At 60.3% G+C, this 16,050-nt stretch carries 13 protein-coding genes and 1 pseudogene; 6 read left to right on the forward strand and 8 right to left on the reverse strand.

Annotated features, from left to right (window positions below; all coding sequences use genetic code 11):
* Positions 1 to 23: 23 nt before the first annotated feature.
* Complete coding sequence (locus tag LI72_RS00480; protein ID WP_081984488.1) at positions 24 to 278, reverse strand: conjugal transfer protein TraD; 255 nt, start codon at positions 276 to 278, stop codon at positions 24 to 26.
* Positions 256 to 612: a conjugal transfer protein TraD gene (locus LI72_RS19265; protein WP_081984489.1), complete on the reverse strand. Its 357-nt coding sequence runs from the start codon at positions 610 to 612 to the stop codon at positions 256 to 258. The genes LI72_RS00480 and LI72_RS19265 overlap by 23 nt, the downstream gene beginning before the upstream one ends.
* A 173-nt stretch (positions 613 to 785) precedes the next feature.
* On the opposite strand from LI72_RS19265, the pseudogene traA reads away from it, so the two are divergent.
* The 3 genes and pseudogenes from traA to LI72_RS00495 all read left to right on the forward strand — a co-directional run bounded on the left by traA (position 786) and on the right by LI72_RS00495 (position 5,254).
* Positions 786 to 3,723 (forward strand): annotated as a pseudogene (gene traA, locus LI72_RS18675) (Ti-type conjugative transfer relaxase TraA).
* Between the two features lie 10 nt (positions 3,724 to 3,733).
* Positions 3,734 to 4,432 (forward strand): DUF6118 family protein, encoded by a 699-nt coding sequence (locus LI72_RS00490; RefSeq protein ID WP_033923941.1) that lies wholly within the window; start codon positions 3,734 to 3,736, stop codon positions 4,430 to 4,432.
* Positions 4,433 to 4,627: 195 nt separating this feature from the next.
* Entirely contained in the window at positions 4,628 to 5,254 is a 627-nt protein-coding gene (locus tag LI72_RS00495) for a tyrosine-type recombinase/integrase (RefSeq protein WP_443018102.1), read from the forward strand.
* Between the two features lie 298 nt (positions 5,255 to 5,552).
* On the opposite strand, the gene LI72_RS19270 is transcribed toward LI72_RS00495, so the two are convergent.
* A complete protein-coding gene (locus tag LI72_RS19270) occupies positions 5,553 to 6,182 on the reverse strand; it encodes a methyl-accepting chemotaxis protein (RefSeq protein ID WP_081984490.1) in 630 nt (209 codons plus the stop codon).
* 806 nt (positions 6,183 to 6,988) lie between these two features.
* Here LI72_RS19270 and LI72_RS00515 point away from each other — a divergent pair.
* From LI72_RS00515 to LI72_RS00525, 3 genes are all read left to right on the forward strand, one after another.
* Complete coding sequence (locus LI72_RS00515; protein ID WP_033923946.1) at positions 6,989 to 7,405, forward strand: hypothetical protein; 417 nt, start codon at positions 6,989 to 6,991, stop codon at positions 7,403 to 7,405.
* Positions 7,402 to 7,602: a helix-turn-helix transcriptional regulator gene (locus LI72_RS00520; RefSeq protein WP_033923947.1), complete on the forward strand. Its 201-nt coding sequence runs from the start codon at positions 7,402 to 7,404 to the stop codon at positions 7,600 to 7,602. The genes LI72_RS00515 and LI72_RS00520 overlap by 4 nt, the downstream gene beginning before the upstream one ends.
* A gap of 79 nt (positions 7,603 to 7,681) precedes the next feature.
* Positions 7,682 to 8,452, forward strand: a complete 771-nt coding sequence (locus LI72_RS00525) for a hypothetical protein (protein WP_033923948.1) — start codon at positions 7,682 to 7,684, stop codon at positions 8,450 to 8,452.
* 288 nt (positions 8,453 to 8,740) lie between these two features.
* On the opposite strand, the gene LI72_RS00530 is transcribed toward LI72_RS00525, so the two are convergent.
* From LI72_RS00530 to nirB, 5 genes are all read right to left on the reverse strand, one after another.
* Positions 8,741 to 9,235 (reverse strand): hypothetical protein, encoded by a 495-nt coding sequence (locus tag LI72_RS00530; protein WP_156139420.1) that lies wholly within the window; start codon positions 9,233 to 9,235, stop codon positions 8,741 to 8,743.
* A gap of 511 nt (positions 9,236 to 9,746) precedes the next feature.
* Positions 9,747 to 10,589, reverse strand: coding sequence for a uroporphyrinogen-III C-methyltransferase (gene cobA / locus LI72_RS00535; RefSeq protein WP_081984491.1), 843 nt, complete (start codon positions 10,587 to 10,589; stop codon positions 9,747 to 9,749).
* Positions 10,586 to 13,096, reverse strand: coding sequence for a nitrate reductase (locus LI72_RS00540; RefSeq protein WP_033923950.1), 2,511 nt, complete (start codon positions 13,094 to 13,096; stop codon positions 10,586 to 10,588). Before LI72_RS00540 ends, cobA begins: the two co-directional genes overlap by 4 nt.
* Positions 13,093 to 13,434 (reverse strand): nitrite reductase small subunit NirD, encoded by a 342-nt coding sequence (gene nirD, locus LI72_RS00545; RefSeq protein WP_033923951.1) that lies wholly within the window; start codon positions 13,432 to 13,434, stop codon positions 13,093 to 13,095. The genes LI72_RS00540 and nirD overlap by 4 nt, the downstream gene beginning before the upstream one ends.
* Positions 13,431 to 15,923: a nitrite reductase large subunit NirB gene (nirB, locus tag LI72_RS00550; RefSeq protein WP_052129357.1), complete on the reverse strand. Its 2,493-nt coding sequence runs from the start codon at positions 15,921 to 15,923 to the stop codon at positions 13,431 to 13,433. Before nirB ends, nirD begins: the two co-directional genes overlap by 4 nt.
* Positions 15,924 to 16,050 lie beyond the last annotated feature (127 nt).

The following is a 16,050-nucleotide window of genomic DNA, read 5'->3' on the forward strand; positions in this document are numbered from 1 at the left end:
GTTGAACCTATGCGATATCATCGTCACGACGCCAACTGGTTTTGCGCAAAGGCTCGCGCTCCGCGCCTGCGCCATAGCGTGATCTGCTGCGGTCCACCGGCATCGCGGACCTTGGCAGCCGCCTCGACCAGCATGCCGTAGATCACCGCCCGGTCATCATCGACCAGCTGGTCGAATCCGGATTTCGCAACCAGCCCGCCTAGCTCGATCAGCCGCCGTGTCCGCTCGCGCCGCTTCACCTGCCAGTCCCGGTTGTCATTGCGAGCCCTGGCCAGCATCAGCCGGTTGCGCTGCGCCTGTGTTTTGCGCAGCGCCGCCCGGCTGGCTGTCAGAACTGCCGCCAGTTGCTGCAGTTGATTGTTGCTTTGCCTTTTGTCGCCCGGTCCGCTGCTGAAAGAACGCAGCGCCTCGCTTGCGCCACGCCTCCTTCCTGGAAGCGTCATCGTTACCGACAGCGGCGAGCAGAACGCCAGCCAGAACCTCGGTGCCGAGCGCATCAGCACCGGTGGCGATGACCAGTTCGCCTAGCTGGGTCAGCCGCGCTGCCTTCAGCGCCTTTGCTCTGTCGCTCAGCGCCTGAAGCTCGGCGTCAAAGTCTCTCGGTCTGCGCATGGGTCATGTCCCTTCATTGTGTGTGAAGGACCCACCAGCTATGCCAATGTTGTCGCCACGCCAACAGGCTGGGTCATAGTGAGACCCCGTCATCCCGAGAGCGATCAAATCGGTTGAGGGCGCGCTTATACGTCGTGCCGACGTCGCTTGGATGGCGTAAATGGTATGTCGCCATGGCGATCTATCACCTCTCAGCCAAAGTCATATCGCGAAGCACCGGCGCATCGGCGCTGGCTGCCGCCGCCTATCGTTCGGGCTCACGACTGCACGATCAGCGCCTCGATCGGCACCACGACTTCACCAACAAGGCAGGGGTAGTGCACAGCGAGGTGATGCTACCCGATGGCGCGGACGAGGCCTGGAAGGACAGGGAAGGTCTCTGGAACGACGTCGAGGCTGCAGAGCTGCGCAAGGACGCGCAGCTGTCGCGCGAGATCGAGTTCGCGCTGCCGCGAGAGCTGACAAAAGAACAGGCCATCGAGCTGGCGCGGGACTTTGTTCAGGCCGAGTTCGTTGACCGCGGCATGGTCGCAGATCTCAATGTCCATTGGGACATTGGCGAGGATGGCCAACCCAGGCCGCATGCGCATGTCATGCTGACCACGCGCGAAATCGAAATCGCTGAAGACGGAACCGTTGGCTTCGGCGCAAAGGCCCGAGACTGGAACCGCACCGATCTGCTGACCCATTGGCGCGAAGCCTGGGCCAACATTGCCAATGAACGCCTGGCCGAACTCGATATCGACGCGCGGATCGATCACCGGTCACTGGAAGCACAGGGCATCGATCTGGAACCTCAGCACAAGATCGGTCCTGCCGCATCGCGGATGGCGGGCGAGGGGCTGAGCAGCGAACGGCTCGAAGAGCATCACGCTATTGCGCGATCGAACGGCGAAAAGATCATCGCCGATCCCAACATCGCGATCGAGGCGATCACACGCGGGCAGGCGACGTTCACCACCCGCGACCTTGCCATGTTCGTGCACAGGAACAGCGAGGACAAGGACCAGTTCGACAAGGTGATGTCGGCGGTGAAGAACGCGCCCGAACTTGTTGAACTTGGGTTAGATGGCAAGGGCCAGGAGCGGTTCACCAGCCGGTCAATGATCCAGACCGAACGGCGACTTGAGCTGGCTTCCACCGGGCTCGATGCCAAGCGCAACCACCCGGTGATGGACCTGCAAAGGGAACGTGCGCTTGATCACGCAAAACAGCGCGGGCTCGACCTGTCGCCCGAGCAGCGCGGGGCGCTCGAACATGTGACCAGCCCGCGCGGCCTCAGCAATGTCATCGGCTATGCCGGAACAGGCAAAAAGCGCGATGCTGGGCGTGGCAAGGGAGGCTTGGGAGCTCGCCGGATACCAGGTCCAAGGTGCTGCGCTCTCGGGCATCGCGGCTGAAGGCCTGGAGCACGGCTCAGGCATCGCATCGCGCACCATTGCCAGCCTCGAGTATCAATGGGAGCAGGGCAGGGAGTTGCTCACCGATCGCCATGTACTGGTGATCGACGAAGCCGGAATGCTCGGCACGCGCCAGCTCGAGCGCGTGATGTCGGAGGCCGAACAGCGCGGTGCAAAAGTCGTGCTTGTCGGCGATCCCGAGCAGCTACAGGCGATCGAAGCAGGCGCCGCGTTCCGGTCAACAGCCGAGCGCCATGGCGCTGTCGAAATCAGCGGTATCCGCAGGCAGCAGACCGACTGGCAGCGCGATGCGACGCGCGAGCTTGCGACGGGCAGAACAGGCGAGGCGCTGGCCCGATATGAGGAAGGTGGCCACGTCTATGTCGCGGAGACCCGCGAAGCTGCGCGCACCGCGCTGGTCGACGCCTGGGATCAGGATCGGAAGGCCGATCCCAAGGCCAGCCGGATCATCCTCACGCACACCAATGACGAGGTGAAGGCGCTCAACGAAGAGGTGAGGGAGCGCATGCGCGCCAGCGGCGCGCTGGGGCAGGAAATCGACATCAACGTAGAGCGTGGTCAGCGCAGCTTTGCCAGCGGTGACCGGATCATGTTCCTGAAGAACGAACGCGAGCTTGGCGTGAAGAACGGATCGCTCGGTACCGTGCAGAGCCTGTCATCGGTCCGCATGGCAGTGATGCTCGACGATGGCAGGGCCGTGGCGTTCGACCTGAAGGATTATGCCCATGTCGATCATGGCTATGCGGCAACCGTCCACAAGGCGCAGGGCATGACCGTCGACAAGGTCCAGGTACTGGCGACGCCAGGCATGGACCGGCACGGGGCCTATGTCGCGCTGTCGCGGCATCGCACCGAGGTCGATCTGCATTACGGCAAGGACGACTTTGCCGATCGCAAGGCGCTCACCCGCACGCTGTCGCGCGAGCGGGCCAAGGACATGGCGAGCGATTATACCCGCAAGTCCGATAAGGCAGACGAGGCCCAGCAGGGCAGGGAGCTCAAACAACCAGGGCGCGACAGACAGACCCGGATCAGGGTCAGCCGCACCGGTGCGCTCGCTGATCTGCTCGGGAGCAAGGAGACCTCGCCACAGCGCGAGCGTCAGCTGGGACTGCGGGTCAGCGCAGATCTGTTCAAACCGGGACCTGAGCAGACACCGCTGGAAAAGGCGGTGCAGCAGTACACGCGTGCGGCGCAGGATATCCTGACCTTGCACGACCAGGGACTGGGCTCGCTCGACTATCAGCAGGCTGCGCTCGACAAGGCAGGCCGGACGCTTGAAGCAATGGGCCGTGGATATGTGCTGGACCTGGGTCGTGCGCTGGTCAACGACCGCTCGCTGATCCCCGAAGCCCTGTCTGGCAACCTGGACCGGACCATCGAGGGGATGCACCAGCAGCAGGCGGCGCGCCTGGCAGAACAGGCCAGAGCCGACCAGTTCGTCCACGAATGGCAGACACGCTCGCGGCAGATGCAGCGCATGCTCAAGGATCAGGACTATCTCAATGCCGACAAGGTCGAACGTCATCTTGGTGCAATGGCCCACAGCCTTGAACGTGATCCGCAGCTTGAGTCGCTGCTGCGGAACCGCCGCGTGGAACTGGGGCTGGACCCAGTGAGAGGCAGATCACTGTCGCAGGACCTTGCAGACTGTATCGACCCCTCGCGTTCGCGGGGGCTCGGGCTGTAGGCATTATGCCATGTCAGAACCTGAACCCGACGAGATCCCGATCGAGCAGGCGCTCGAGATGATCGCGCAGCGGCTTGGAATGCTCACAACCTCGGTCGACGGCGTTGCCGAGGGGCAGCAGGATCTGCTCAGCCGCGACTACAGCGCTGAGCTGGCGAAGATCCATGCCATTACCCAGCGTATGCGTGAGGCCATCATCACGCTGTCGAACAAGCCTGCGTTGCTGCTGACCACAAACGAAATCGCCAATCAGATCACGGCGGCAGGGCGCGACAGTCGCATAGAGGATCATGCAGCGTTGGTCACCGCCCGGCAGGATATGCAGAAAGCGACAAGCAACCTCGCAACCATGACCGCCTCGGCACGTACAGCGCGGCAGCAGAACCAGTGGCTGGCAGGTGCGGCAGGCCTTGCGCTTGTTCTCGGATCGATAGGCGGTTGTACCATCCCGCCAGCGATCGACTGGATGGTTCCCGAGGCCTGGCACTGGCCAGAGTGGCGGGCGGTATCGGCGCTGCATCGTGACGGATGGCAAGCAGGGCAGAGGTTGATGTCTGTCGCGGACCCCGGTCAGTGGCGTGATATCCTGGCGGCCAATCAACTCGTGCTGAACAATGCCGAGGCGATCGAGACATGTGCGAAGCGGGCGAGGGAGCGGAAGCTTAGGAGCGTCGGATGCTCGGTTGAAGTGCGGGGGAAACCGAATTGAAGCGGCAGCGTTGCTCAATGACTATAAACATCTCCGGAAACACAAGGACTTCGCAGAAGCCGACGTTCTTCGATTGGCAAGGTGTTCAGCCTGATTACTTATTCTGTAATCGATCAGCTTGGAGTGATTCACATCCGCGAGTCTGCGAACCGTTCTTCAAAGCGCCAATCTGGCAATAGGAGAACGAACATGGAAATGACTGAATCTGAAACCGTTGCAACCAAGCGTCAGGCCTGGAATGCGGGAAGGACCGTCGGCGCGAAGCGTGCACTGAAGCCAAAGCAAGTATGGCAGATCCGATTCTACCTCAACCAGAACCGTCGTCTGCGGGATCGCGCGCTGTTCGATCTCGCGATCGATAGCAAGCTTCGCGGCTGCGACTTGGTGCGGATGAAAATTGGAGACATTGTCAGCGGAGGACAGATCCGGACTCGCGCAATCGTGATGCAGCAGAAAACAAGTCGCCCGGTTCAGTTCGAATTGCTTGCGGACGCTCGAGCGAGTTTGCTGACATGGCTCGAACGCCGAGGCGGTACGGTCGACGACTTTGTCTTTCCGAGCCGCGTCAATCATGCTGAGCATCTCAGCACGCGCCAGTATGCCCGGCTTGTGGATGATTGGGTTACGGCGGTCGGCCTGATGCGAAGCGAGTATGGCACCCATTCGCTTAGGCGAACGAAGGCGTCTATAATCTATCGGGCAACAGGCAACCTGCGCGCTGTCCAGATCCTTCTCGGTCATAGCAAGATCGAGAACACAGTACGCTACCTTGGGATCGACGTGGAAGACGCACTGGCCCTCGCCGAAAATACCGAAATTTGACCTATCAGCTCCTCGTCTCTGACGGGGAGCTGGTTCTGCGGCATTTGGGACAAAACTGCCGTTCGTCAATCCGGCCTGAAACGACCGATTGCGCCGCAACCAGTCATTCACGTGGCGGGAATGGTCATTCAAAAGAGCACACTTAACGACGCTCATTACCCCCTCGCACAAAGCGTCTTACGCCGGATGGATACGGAAATACGGCTCTACTTTAGCGGTATTCTTGAAACAGGCTGGCGCTTCATCGAGGAGGCAGGTGTTCCAGGTACCATCGAAACTCAGGCTGGCAGCAGGCAATTTATGCGGCTTTGCGCAGCGCGACAGTACGCCCGGATGCGATTGATCGCGGTAGCTTGAACTGAGTGACCAGATTGGTCAGATCCGTAGCCGATGAAGAAAGACTGCCGGCAGCCGCGTTGCTTTGCTCCGCCATAGCAGCGTTCTGTTGGGTCATCTTGTCCATAGCGCTGACCTGAACCGAAACCTCATTTACGCTCAAAGCCTGTTTGCCGCTCGCCTCGTTAATTCTAGCCGCAAGGTCTACTGTCTGACCCAAGGCAGCTGAAATCTCGTTCAGCCGTTCCCCGCTCTTTCCAACCAGTTCAACTCCTGCGACAATTTGGCTAGTGCTACTGGCGATAAGCGCGGAGATTTCTTTGGCGGCATCCGCCGAGCGTTGCGCAAGCGCGCGGACTTCGTTGGCGACCACTGCAAAGCCTTTGCCGGTTTCTCCAGCGCGCGCGGCTTCGACACCAGCATTCAGCGCAAGAAGATTGGTCTGGAAAGCGATCCCGTCAATCAGAGTCACTATATGCGCAACTCTCTGCGAACTTTGCTCGATCTGTTCCATTGCAGCAACGGCATTGCCAACAATCGCTTCGCCCTCACGAGCACTGCTGGCCACAACTGCGATGGAGTTCTGCAACATATTGGCATCAGCGGCAGACGCCTGGACCGATGCCACTAACGGCGAGAGCCAGGATGATCGAAGTTCGGCTTAGGAGGTTAAGGGCCCCCTTGATCGAGAGATTTTTGATCACGGTGATAGGGTCCTTCGTTAGTCGATGCCTTAGGCGCTGCGGATAGCACAAATTTGGTTACGACTTAGTTAAGCGAGGGCTAGCAAGCCAGTGCCGTCTTTACTGTTTAACTAAGATTGAACTTCCATTTCCTTGATTTCGCTGTCTGGGTCTTGTTTGTTTTTACCGCTAAAAATTGTGATTCAAATTATATTCGCTAAATAAATATTGCTTTAAGTTTCCGGGCCTATAAAATGATTCATGTTTTTACCGGATGGCCGAGTTGCAATATAGTTATTGCAATCATAATTAAAATCGCCCGGCTCGACCGGTTCTTTAGCGGCAATAAATATTACGATAATCGGCAGCTTGTGCTAGTAGTATGAATTAATGTTGGCCAAGATGAACGAATAAGCCTGGATCGACGCCAAGCCGCCTATCAGCTTCCGGCAAAAGCATAGGTTCACTTCTCCGAACGGGAACGACCGCTCTTGGGTCGGCAGCAGACAGGTGGCAACTCGGGCCGCGAATGGCGGCTTTGCCCGGCTTCTGGAAAATTCCTGCCGTTCCGGAATCGACCCCTTAGCAGCCATCTGCCGCTCACTTCGTTCCATGACCTTACCCCATGCGCTTCGCCTGACCGACATCCCGAATCGCCGAATGTAAAAAGAGTTTGACATTTCGGGCGAAATGTCAAAAGGTCTGAACATTCATCATGGTCGAGGAATTGCAGAACGTGTCATACGAAATGAGAAGCCGACTGCTGTATGCCATGGGCATTGGGGTGGCTGCTGTTGCTGGCATATTGATCGGCAAGGCAGTGCCGACCGGCACGGGCGTCGACAATCCGGCTTTGGCTTTGTCAGCTGCGCTCGGCCTCTGGGGGCTTCTTCTTGCCACGACTTGGCTGTGGTGGCGGCGCATTGATGATGTTCAGCGGCAGGGTCAGCTCGTTAGCTGGTGGTGGGGCGGACTGTCCGGCGCTCTTGTCACTGTGGCCTATCTGCTTGCCACCTTCGGTCGCCACGACGAACTTAGCCTCGGCGCATCTTACGTGTTTTTTGGGCAGTTCGCTGGTTACGCGATTGCTTGGCTGATCTGGCGCTATCGTGGCCGAGGCGAGGCAGAGTGAAGAACTGCCTGCGAGACTTTCGCAAGGGACGCGGACTTCGGCAAGCCGAGCTAGCCGACGCGCTCGAAATATCACGCCAGACGATCATCGCGATTGAAGCCGACAAATACGATCCGTCACTCCCGATGGCGTATCGGCTTGCAGCTTTTTTTGGCGTGCCCGTCGAAGCGATCTTCTTCAATCCGTGGCGCGATTGACGCCATCCCCTCAACCCCGGGCGGGGCCATTCCCGCCTCTGTGACGGCAGGCGCGTTGCAGTAAGCGGAGGCTCGTCGAATGCTTAAGTCTGACATCAAGTCGATCTACAGCTGGGCTTGGGCGTTCGCCTTGGCCTGCCCCGTCCTGTTTTCGATCCCAGTCCTGGTCGAGTTCGCGCAGCACGTCGTTGAGATGCAGGGAGGGATGTATACCAGTCCTAAGGGGGCCGCTGCGTTCGCAGCCGATCCACTCCGAACGCAATTCGGGTTTGCCAAGGTAGTTGCTCTTTTGCTCCCGGGATACTGGCTCACTCGCTTTGTGCTTTTCGGAGATGATGCTGCGGCCGCACGTCGGATCGAATGGCCCGCAGCCGGCCTGTGGTCCGTGATCTTTGCGCTCGGAGCGGGGCAAGCATATTGGGGCCTGTTTGGCTCACCGTGGAGCCAGCTGCTTGGCATTGCCGACGAGATCGTCGCTGGGGCAATTAACGCATCACTCAGTTTGGCCGGCGGTGTCTTGGGGATCTATCTCATGGCGTGGGGAGTGGCCTGGGCAGTTGGCAACGCCGCAATCGGTCCCCTCCAGTCGATCCGTATCATGCATGGTTCATTTTGGCGCACCGTCGTCTTGATAATCGCGGGCACACTCCCGCTGATGGCCGTGCACTATGCACTCGGCTACGCCGCCATCCATTTCGGCGGTGCAGCTTTCGATTGGGCGCTGATGGCCGTAGATTCAGTTGTGACCGGCTTCTTGGCGCTGACAGTCGCTGGGAGTTCAGTCGCTGCGGTCCGACATGCGGCCGAAAAATCTGATTCGTCGCTCCTGCCGGGGAAGCGCGACGGATAGAATCCACCCTTCCGCTCTGCGCCCATCTTCGGCAATAACCGGGACCAATCCGCAGGCCCAAAAGCGGTATGCCGGTTTTGCCCCGCTTGTGACAAATTTCCTCCCAGTCAGCAATCGAGCCCAAGTCCGGCAATAGGACCAAACGCTGGGCTCGCCGGACGCGGACGTTCAGACGGTAGAATTTCGCGTCGACTTTGCGCCTTGATGCCGCACATAATCATTGAAGTCTTCAGCCGAAGATCCTGAACATGCGTTGACCACGGCTGAGCTGGATGAGGATGAGATGATCTAGTCGCTCTTCCCGGTGATCAGACGGAACACACGCTTCCAGAAACGGGCTTCCATGAGGAGGAGCTTTACCACTAGCGGCGGAATACCCTGATTTACGAGTTCTTCTTCATGAGGCTCAGATCCATAAAGATAGCGCATCAGCGCAACGAACGCGACAAGTTCGATTGCGATAATAAGCGGCAATGCCGTCCAGCGCAGCCAACTCAGGAAGGGCAACACCTGCCCCGTCCCCTCTGGCATCAGCCACGCGGCATAACTCAAAGCAGCAGCGCCAAGCGCTAAAGACCGGAAGACTGCTGCTTTAAGCGTGGCACGCGAGCGGAGATAAAGAAAATACAGGATTGGGAGCAGCAAGGCGCAGTCAATCAGATAGACGCGCTCCAAGGTCAGAGGATCAGCGAGGGCTTCGGGCGTCAGCGACAATTGCCAGGCGGCGATCAGGCAGGGAACGAGCAGCCAATAAAACCAATAGCCTCGAACGATCGTCGACATTGCCCGTCTCCTCGTGACCTCGATATCTAACATAAACGTCAAGTGCTTGGTTCGTCAAAAGCGGACATTCGCAAAACCACCCAGCTTCGGTCATGAGCACGTTCATTGCGCGATCCCAAAAACGGAATGGCTGCTTGTGGCGCAACATGACACTTAACTCGCCGTCCGAGAGTGGCCGGCTCTTGGGTCGACTGCAGCCGAACGGGAATGCCGCATCGTGGGACAAAGCCGCCGTTCCTTTCGCGTCGCTAAATGGCGGCTTTTGACCAAAAGCCGACAATCGCGTCTTGCCTGCGCGATCGCGCGCTGTTCATTCTCGAGATGGATTGCAAGCTTCGCGACAGTGGCCAGGTCCTGCTGGAGAATTGTACCAGAGGAAGCAATTCAAGGAATCCAATGATGCGCCTTGGCAATGCAGCCGAAAACCCGCCGCCAGGTTCGGTTGGACTGGTTCAAGCCGCCAAATCCTGCTTCCCGCTTGGTATGAACACCGCTACGAATACCTAGCGCGTTACAACTGCGGACAGCTCGCGGATAGTGACTGGTTGATGCCCTTTTTGATGCCAAAAGTGCAGGCCGGGCCGGGCCTACGGCGGCTGCTCGCAGCGAGTGTATTTTCTGCAAGATCTGCCTGGATTGCAGTGCCAATGAGCAGTAGCGCGGGTCCATCGCCCAACGCAGCGCGCGCAACCAATGGCAGCAGATCGAGCCGGGTATGGAACTGGCGCTCTTCTGGCAGGCTGGCGGATTCGACCAGCGCAACAGGGGTATCGCCCGCCAGTCCGGCTGCGATCAACTGGCCTGAAACTTCGCTCGCAGCCGCCTTGCCCATATACACTGCAAGCGTCGCCTCCGGATCGGCCAGCTTTGCCCAATCCAGGTCCAGTTCCTGCCCAGCCCGGACGTGCGCGGTCACGAAGGTCAGCTTGCGTGCCAGGCCGCGCAGCGTGAGTGATGCCCCGAGGCTGGCCGCTGCCGCACTGGCCGCGGTTATACCGGGACAGATACGCACCGGCACACCTGCCGCCCGGCAAGCGCTCAATTCCTCGGTCGCGCGGCCGAAGATCGCAGGATCACCGCCCTTGAGGCGCACCACCCGCTCGCCAGCCATCGCGGCATCGACGATCATCTGGTCGATGGTCCGCTGGTCCCTGGAATGCCTGCCTGATCGTTTGCCGACATGCACCAGCCGCGCGCCCGAAGAGGCAAGTTCGAGCACGCCCAGCCCCACCAGCGCATCGTGAAACACGATCGTTGCCATGCCGATCAACCGTTCTGCCCTGCGAGTGAGCAATTCGGGATCGCCCGGGCCAGCACCGACCAGCCACACCATGCCTGATGGAAAGTCGTTCATTCTGCAGCCTCCCTGCATGTGTCGGTCCAGTTGCGCAGCATTCTAGCGAGGACGGGGCGGCATGATCCGCAATTCGTACCCGCACCACAGGCCTGGCCAATTTCGGCCACGCTGTCTGCGCCCTGTGCAACCAGGGCTGCGATCTGGTTTTCGCCGATACCATGGCAGACGCAGACCACAGGGCCGCGATCAGGCGCGGGCATGCTGGGCCGGGCGGCAAGCAGTTCAGGCAACGCCGCACCACGCGCGCCAAGCTGGCCGGAAATCCACTCGCGCGGGGGCAATTGTCCCTTGCGGGTCACGAACAGCGCCGCCTTAAGCATCCCTTCCGCATCAAGCACCGCCAGCCGCCGCATACCGCGCGCCGTGTCAACAGCTTCCACCTGTTCGCCTGTCGGCAGCAGCGCGTCTGCGTCCACCGCACCTTGGCCCGCCATCTCATAAAGCCAGCCCGGGGCGACAGCCGAGCGGCTCCACCACACAAGGCCCTGCGGAACAATGGCATCGCTGCGCAGCAGAAAGCCGCGCCAATCGCTCTCAACCGGCTCGATACGGCACGCATTGTTCTTGAAACCCGGTTGGCCGGAAACGGGATCGACCGACTGGTCGGGAAGCAGATTGCCACGCCCGCCGCTTGCCATGGCGTCGCTCCAGTGCATGGGCACAAACACCTGCCCCCGGCTTTGCGCCTCGCTCACATGGACCCGGAAGAGAGATGCACCTGATGCTGTCACCACCCTGGCCAAGGCGCCCTCTTTCAGTCCGGAGTCTGCGGCATCGCCGGGGTGAACCTCCAGCAATGGCTCGCGCCGATGCTGTGACAAGGTGGGCGAAAGGCCAGTGCGCGTCATCGTGTGCCATTGGTCGCGGTAACGCCCGGTGTTGAGCCGCAGCGGGAAGTCGGGATCGCCAGGCCGGCGGCGCACATCGACCGGCACCTGCTGCATCTTGCGGCCCGCCATGGGATGGTGCCCGCCCCAGAGAAACGGTTCCATCACTGCATATTCGGCGTCCGAAACGCCTGCCTTGCCGGTGAGGTCCAGCACCTTGCCATGCTTGACTGAAAGCGCCGTCATGGCAGCATATTCCCGGAAGACCGCTGCCGCACTGGCCCAGCCAAATCCGGCAAAGCCCATCTGCTGCGCAACATCGGCCATGATGGCCCAATCCGCCCGTGCCTCACCCGGCGCAGCAAAGAGCGCCCGCTGGCGGCTGATCCGGCGCTCTGAATTGGTAACCGTCCCGTCCTTTTCCCCCCAGGCCAGCGCGGGCAGGCGAATATGTGCAAATGCGGCAGTATCGGTGTGTGCAAGCACATCCGAGACGACCAGGGTTTCGCATCGTGCCAGCGCTTGGCGCACAAAACCTGCATCGGGCATCGATACAGCCGGATTGGTCGCCATGACCCAGAGGAATTTCACCCGGCCATCATGCACCGCGCGGAACAGGTCCACCGCTTTCAGGCCCGGCCCTTCGCACAGGCGCTGCGCTTGCCAGAAGGCGGCGACATCGGCACGTTCTGCGTCGGAGAAACCGAGATGGCAGGCCAGCATATTGGCCAGACCGCCGACTTCACGCCCACCCATCGCATTGGGCTGACCGGTCATGGAAAATGGCCCCATGCCAGGCGCATTGATGCGACCCGTCGCAAGGTGCAGATTGATGATCGCATTGCCCTTGTCGGTCCCCGCTACCGACTGGTTGGCCCCCATCGAAAACACGGTGACCATCTTTGGGTGCGATGCGACAAGATCGGCAAGCTGGCTGAAGGTATCCGCATCGATGCCATGATCGGCGTCCGTCAGTTCGCACTCTGCCAGCCCGCGCCGCGCCATTTCCACGCCCAGCGCGTTGAACAGCGCAACGTCGCCGTCAGGAAGGACGGGGACGTGAAGGTCAGCCTGTTCGGCTGTCTCGGTCCGGCGCGGGTCGATGACCACGATTTTCGTGCCGCGCCTGTCGCGTGCCGCCTCGATGCGCTGCCAGATCACCGGATGGCACCAGGCGGTATTCGATCCCACCAGCAAGATGAGGTCCGCCGCGTCCAGATCGTCATAGGTGACCGGAACGACATCCTCGCCAAACGCGCGGTTATGGGCGGCAACCGCGCTCGCCATGCACAGGCGGCTGTTGGTGTCGATATTGCCGCTGCCGACAAAGCCTTTCATCAGCTTGTTGGCGACATAATAATCCTCGGTCAGCAATTGCCCCGAGACGTAGAATGCCACGCTGTCCGGTCCATGCTCAGCGATACACTCGCGCATCTTGCCAGCCACCAGATCGAGCGCTTCGTCCCAGCCTGCGCGCCGGTTGCCAACTATGGGATACAGCAGCCGTCCTTCCAGCCCCACCGTTTCGCCAAGATGCGTCCCTTTGGAACAGAGCTTGCCGAAATTGGCAGGATGGTCTTTGTCGCCCTTGATGTTGACCGAGCGCTCGCCGACAATCTCGGCGCTGATGCCGCAGCCGACGCCACAATAGGCGCAGGTGGTGCGAACCTGGCTCAAGCCGCCTTCTGCCCAACCACGGCAGAGCGCAGCAGATACATGCGCCCTGCATCAACCCGCATCGGGATGCTGGGCACGCACCCCTTGTCCTCGCCCAGAGCCTCGCCAGTTTGCAGCGATATGTTCCAGCTATGCAGCGGGCAGGTGACGACATTTCCGTGGATGATGCCTTGGGACAATGGTCCCTGCTTGTGCGGGCACTTGTTCACCAGCGCGTAGAACTCGTTGTTCTGCGTCCGGAAAACCGCGATTTCATCGGCACCGCGTACCGGCAGGGTGCGCGCTGTGCCGGGGGCAATTTGCTCCACCTTGCCAATATCAAGCCATTCCCCGATCATCGCACGGTCTCCATCGCTTGCGGCTCCATCGTCAGCGGCCGCACTTCGGCAAGGTGCTGGTGCAGTTCTGCATATTTTCCTCCCGCGCGTTCGGCCCATGGATCGTCCTGGCAGTAGGTCTGCGAATGGTGGAACCGGGCGGCGAGACGCTGGACGCTGCCGGGGTCATCGAACAGGCCCGCCTTCACATGGTCCAGTCCTACCCGCTCGATCCAGGGAGCGGTGCGCTCCAGATAGTGCGCCTGTTCGCGGTAGAGCTGGATAAAGGCGGCACAGACGTCCATCGCCTCCTGCTCGGTCGCCACCTTGCACAGCAAATCGGTAGCACGAACCTTGATTCCACCATTGCCGCCGACATGCAGCTCATAGCCACTTTCTACGCAGACGATTCCGAAATCCTTGATCGTGGCTTCGGCGCAATTTCTGGGGCAGCCAGAGACGGCAATCTTGAACTTGTGCGGCATCCATGACCCCCAGGTCATGCGCTCGATCTTGACGCCCAGTCCGGTCGAATCCTGGGTGCCAAAGCGGCACCATTCGCTGCCGACACAGGTCTTTACCGTGCGCAGCGATTTGCCATAAGCGTGGCCGGAAACCATTCCTGCGGCATTCAGATCCGCCCATACGGCAGGCAGATCCTCTTTCTTGATCCCAAAAATGTCGAGCCTTTGCCCTCCCGTGACCTTGACCATCGGGGCGTTGTACTTTTCGACGACATCGGCAATGGCGCGCAGCTCGCGCGGGTTGGTAAGGCCACCCCACATGCGCGGGACGACAGAATAGGTGCCGTCCTTCTGAATGTTGGCGTGCAGGCGCTCATTGACGAAACGGCTCTTCTGGTCATCCTCATATTCGCCGGGCCATGCGCAGAGCAGATAGTAATTGAGCGCCGGTCGGCACGAGGAGCAGCCGTCGGGCGTGGTCCAATGCAATTCCTGCATAACATTGGGGATGGCGCGCAAGTTCTTTTCAAGGATCAGGCGGCGCACGTCATCATGGGTGAAGCTGGTGCATTTGCACAACGTCTTGGGGCCTGATTGAACCTCACCCCCCAAAGTCAGCGTCAACAGACTTTCCACGAGGCCAGTGCAACTTCCGCAACTGGCCGATGCCTTGCAACCGCTGCGCACGGCATCAAGGCTGCATGCTCCCGCAGCAATGGTCTCGATCACTCTGGCTTTGGTAACGCCGTTGCAGCCGCAAATTTCCGCATCGTCGGAAAGCGCTGCAACGGCGGCATTAGGGTCCAGCAGGGCACCTCCGCTGGCAAAGGCCTGACCGAAAATCAGCGCCTCCCGGATGCCGGAAATATCCGCGCCTTTTTTAAGCAGGTCGAAATACCAGTTTCCGTCCGCCGTATCGCCATAGAGGACCGCGCCGATCAGCCGGTTGTCCTTCACAACCACGCGCTTGTACACCCCGCGCGCCGCGTCGCGCATCACGATGTCCTCTGCGCCTTCGCCACCCGAAAAGTCTCCGGCAGAAAACAGGTCGATGCCGGAAACCTTGAGCTTGGTCGAGGTGACCGACCCCTCATAGCCTGAAGGCTTTTCGCAGGCCGCATCGGCAAGTGCGCGGCACATTTCCCAAAGCGGGGCGACAAGGCCATAACAGGCTCCGCGATGTTGCACGCATTCGCCCACGGCCATGACGGCCGGGTCGCTTGTGACCATATGGTCGTTGACTATGATCCCGCGATCAACCTCAAGTCCGGCCGCCTTGGCCAAGCCGCTTGCCGGGCGGATGCCCACCGCCATCACGACGATATCGGCTGCAAATTCGCGCCCATCCTTCAGCCTGACACCCGCAACATGGCCATCATGGCTGAATATTTCCGCCGTATCGCCGCCGGTGACGATCATCTGGCCGCGCCTTTCCAGTTCGGTCTTGAGCAAATAGCCCGCCGCCTCATCCAGCTGCCGCTCCATCAGTGTCGGCATAAGATGAACGACGGTGACCTTCATGCCGCGCAGCGAAAGGCCATGGGCCGCTTCAAGCCCAAGCAGGCCGCCGCCGATCACCACCGCACATCCGCCCCGGTCGGCCGCCGCCAGCATCTTGCTGACATCGTCCAGGTCACGGAACGTTACCACACCCGGCAGGTTGTGGCCTGGCACCGGGAGGATGAAAGGGTCAGAACCGGTGGCGATCAGCAGGCGATCATAAGGTTCGACGCGGCCCGATTGCGAAACCACGGTATGGCTGGCGCGATCAATCGCGACCACCGGGTCGCCGGACACAAGCTTGATCGCATTGTCGGCATACCAGCCTGCGCCATTGATGATGATGTCCTCATACGCCTTTTCGCCGGCCAGCACCGGCGACAGCATGATGCGATTGTAATTCACGCGCGGTTCCGCGCCAAAGATCGTCACATCAAAGCGCGCAGGATCGCGGGCCAGCATTTCCTCGACCGCGCGGCACCCGGCCATGCCGTTGCCGATCACCACCAGCCGCTCTTTTGCGGTCGCAGTGCGGTCCTTTTCCATCAGGGTTGAAGGCGCGTTCACTCAGGTCTTCCTCGGTCTAAAGCGCGAACACGAAAAAGCCGCCCGAACGCATCCCGATAGGGAAGGTCTGGGCGGCGTCATTGCCACGCGATGTTGTTCTTTATGG

This window comes from Sphingomonas sp. 35-24ZXX (assembly GCF_000786215.1).
In the GTDB taxonomy this organism is placed as follows: Bacteria; Pseudomonadota; Alphaproteobacteria; order Sphingomonadales; family Sphingomonadaceae; genus Blastomonas.

What these genes read in the sequence shown, in the direction of transcription:
- LI72_RS00480 (WP_081984488.1), bottom strand. Translation starts at nt 278, where the DNA reads ATGCTGGCCAGGGCTCGCAATGACAACCGGGACTGGCAGGTGAAGCGG.
- LI72_RS19265 (WP_081984489.1), bottom strand. Translation starts at nt 612, where the DNA reads ATGCGCAGACCGAGAGACTTTGACGCCGAGCTTCAGGCGCTGAGCGAC.
- LI72_RS00490 (WP_033923941.1), top strand. Translation starts at nt 3,734, where the DNA reads ATGTCAGAACCTGAACCCGACGAGATCCCGATCGAGCAGGCGCTCGAG.
- LI72_RS00495 (WP_443018102.1), top strand. Translation starts at nt 4,628, where the DNA reads ATGACTGAATCTGAAACCGTTGCAACCAAGCGTCAGGCCTGGAATGCG.
- LI72_RS19270 (WP_081984490.1), bottom strand. Translation starts at nt 6,182, where the DNA reads ATGTTGCAGAACTCCATCGCAGTTGTGGCCAGCAGTGCTCGTGAGGGC.
- LI72_RS00515 (WP_033923946.1), top strand. Translation starts at nt 6,989, where the DNA reads ATGGTCGAGGAATTGCAGAACGTGTCATACGAAATGAGAAGCCGACTG.
- LI72_RS00525 (WP_033923948.1), top strand. Translation starts at nt 7,682, where the DNA reads ATGCTTAAGTCTGACATCAAGTCGATCTACAGCTGGGCTTGGGCGTTC.
- LI72_RS00530 (WP_156139420.1), bottom strand. Translation starts at nt 9,235, where the DNA reads ATGTCGACGATCGTTCGAGGCTATTGGTTTTATTGGCTGCTCGTTCCC.
- cobA (WP_081984491.1), bottom strand. Translation starts at nt 10,589, where the DNA reads ATGAACGACTTTCCATCAGGCATGGTGTGGCTGGTCGGTGCTGGCCCG.
- nirD (WP_033923951.1), bottom strand. Translation starts at nt 13,434, where the DNA reads ATGATCGGGGAATGGCTTGATATTGGCAAGGTGGAGCAAATTGCCCCC.
- nirB (WP_052129357.1), bottom strand. Translation starts at nt 15,923, where the DNA reads ATGGAAAAGGACCGCACTGCGACCGCAAAAGAGCGGCTGGTGGTGATC.